Source organism: Streptomyces durbertensis (genome assembly GCF_014156695.1).
In the GTDB taxonomy this organism is placed as follows: domain Bacteria; phylum Actinomycetota; class Actinomycetes; order Streptomycetales; family Streptomycetaceae; genus Streptomyces; species Streptomyces durbertensis.
Window position 1 is genome coordinate 1 of sequence record NZ_WMLF01000629.1, and the last position, 2,297, is coordinate 2,297.

The following is a 2,297-nucleotide window of genomic DNA, read 5'->3' on the forward strand; positions in this document are numbered from 1 at the left end:
GGCGCGGGGGGCGCGCGGGGTACCACGCCCGCGCGGGCGGACGGGCGGCTGCGTGCGCCGGGCGTCGCGCCGGTACGTGGCGCTGGCCCGCGGGGCTGGTCCGTGACGCTGGTTCGGCGCGGGCATCCCGCGCCGCGCCCGTACGCCGGCCCCGGGCGCCCCACCCCCGTGGAGGCGCCCGGGGCCGGACCGGCGGTCCCCGGGACGGTCGGAAGCCCCCGTGCCGTCCGACCGGCGGGTCCCGGCGTACGGCGATGCGGACCGCCGTACTCCACTGAGCGTAGGTGGTGCCGGTATCAGCCGCGTATCAGCCGCCCGCCACGCCGGTCACCGCCGCTGTGAGCACCCGTCGGCCGACTCCCGGGAGTTGAAGTCGGCCAGCATCGAGCGGGCCCGCTCCTCCGCCGTCGCCGCCTGCTCGCCGCGCCCGAGGCCCGCGAGCGCGGCGCCGAGCACGGTGTACAACTCGGCGATCTGCGGCGGGTCGAACGGCTGCTCGGCGGCGTGCTCGAGGCCGCGCCCGGCCCAGTGCGCGGCCTGTTCGAACTCGGCGCTCGACAGGTGGAACTCGGCCAGCACGGAGGCGGTCCCCACCAGGTGGTGGTTGACCGGGGCCAGCCGGTAGCTCTCGGTCAGCAGCCGCAGTGCCTCGTCGCGTTCGCCGCGCATCAGATGGACCCGGCCGAGGTTGTTCAGTGAGGAGCAGCGCACCTCCGGCAGGCCGTTCCGGTCCGCGTGGCGCAGGGCCCGCCTGCCGACGGCCACCGCCTCGTCGAGCCGGCCTGCCATGGCCAGGCAGGGCACCTGGTTGTTGTAGCCGGTGGCGAGTTCGGCATGGGCGCCGAGCTGCTCGAACAGGTCGATCGCACGGTCGAGTTGCCGTAGGGCGCCGACGCCGTCGCCGCGCTGGCCGGCGACCCGGCCGAGGCTGGCGAGCGCGACGGCCTGGGCGAAGGTGTCGGACCGCCGTTCGGCGGCGACGAGTTGGGTGGTGGCGAGGCGTTCCTGGTACCGCCAGCAGAACCGGATCGCGAAGTAGCTCTCCAGCGCCCTGGTGGCCTCCAGTGCGAACGTGGCGAGCGGAGGGCCGCCGTCGTCGAACTCCGGCTGCGCCAGCTGCTCGGCGAGCGCGAGCACTTCGGGGAGCTCCAGGTCGACCCACGCGAGTGCCTCGTCGCGTCGCTCGAAGCAGCGGCCGCCCGGGTGGCGTGCGGCTCCTTCGCGGTATCTGCGGCGGAGGAAGTCGCCGACCGGTAGCGGTGCGGTACTGCGGTAGAGGGTGCCGAGGTACCAGGAGGCGAGACGGGCCAGGGCCCGGTGGCGTTCGGCGGCCGGCAGCCGGTCGGCGTCCCGCAGCGCGGCCGAGCGCACCAGGTCGTGCAGGGCGTAGCGGCCGGGGCTGGGGCTGGTGGCGATCTGCGCGTCGGTCAGCCGTTCCAGCACGTCGCGGGCGGCCGGCGCGTCCAGTCCGGTGAGCGCGGCGAAGGTCGGGGCGGTGTGGTGGGTCACCGCGCACACGCCGAGCGTCCAGAAGCGCCGCGCGGCCTCCCGGTCGCCGGCGTCGGCGGAGGCGGCGAGCTGGTCGACGCCGACCATCAGGGAGGCCCGGGCGTCGACGTCCGCGGTGACGAGTTCGTCGAGCCGGCCGCGCTCGTCGCGCAGTACGGAGACCCAGTCGGCGACCGTCCAGCGCGGCCGGGACGCCATCCGGGTGGCCACGACGCGCAGCGCCAGCGGGAGTCGGCCGCAGAGGGCGACCAGTTCCTCCCAGTGCGGTTGCTCCCCCGCCTCGGTCCGCCGGCCGGACACGGCGCGTACCAGGGCGACGGCGTCCGCCGTCGACAGCGTGTCGAGGTGCAGGTGCTGGGCCTCTCCGAGTCCGGTGAGCACCGCGCGGCTGGTGACGAGCGCCGCGCAGCCCGCGTTGTCCGGCAGCAGCGGCGCCACGTGGTCGGCGCGCAGCGCGTTGTCCAGGACGAGCAGCACGCGGCGGCCGGCCAGCCGGTCGCGGTAGAGGGCGAGTGCCTGGTCGGTGTCCCGGGGTACGCGCCGCTCGTCGACGCCGAGCGCGGTGAGCAGGGTCTGGACGACCTCGGAGGTGGGCAGCGGCGGGCGGCAGGGGTCGCTGCCGTGCAGGTCGACGTGGAGGACGCCGTCCGGGAAGCGGTCGGCGACGTCCCGCGCCGCGCGGACGGCCAGCGCCGACTTGCCGACGCCGCCGGGTCCGTCCAGCAGGCAGACGACCGGCGCGGTCGCGGCCTCGGTCAGTCTCTCCCGGAGTCTGGCCAGTTCCAGGC

1 protein-coding gene is annotated in these 2,297 nt (G+C 76.2%); it reads right to left on the minus strand.

Annotation, left to right across the window (positions count from 1 at the left end):
• Nucleotides 1-327: 327 nt before the first annotated feature.
• Nucleotides 328-2,297: tetratricopeptide repeat protein (locus GL263_RS25245; RefSeq protein WP_182858056.1), on the minus strand; the 1,970-nt coding region annotated here is incomplete at its 5' end.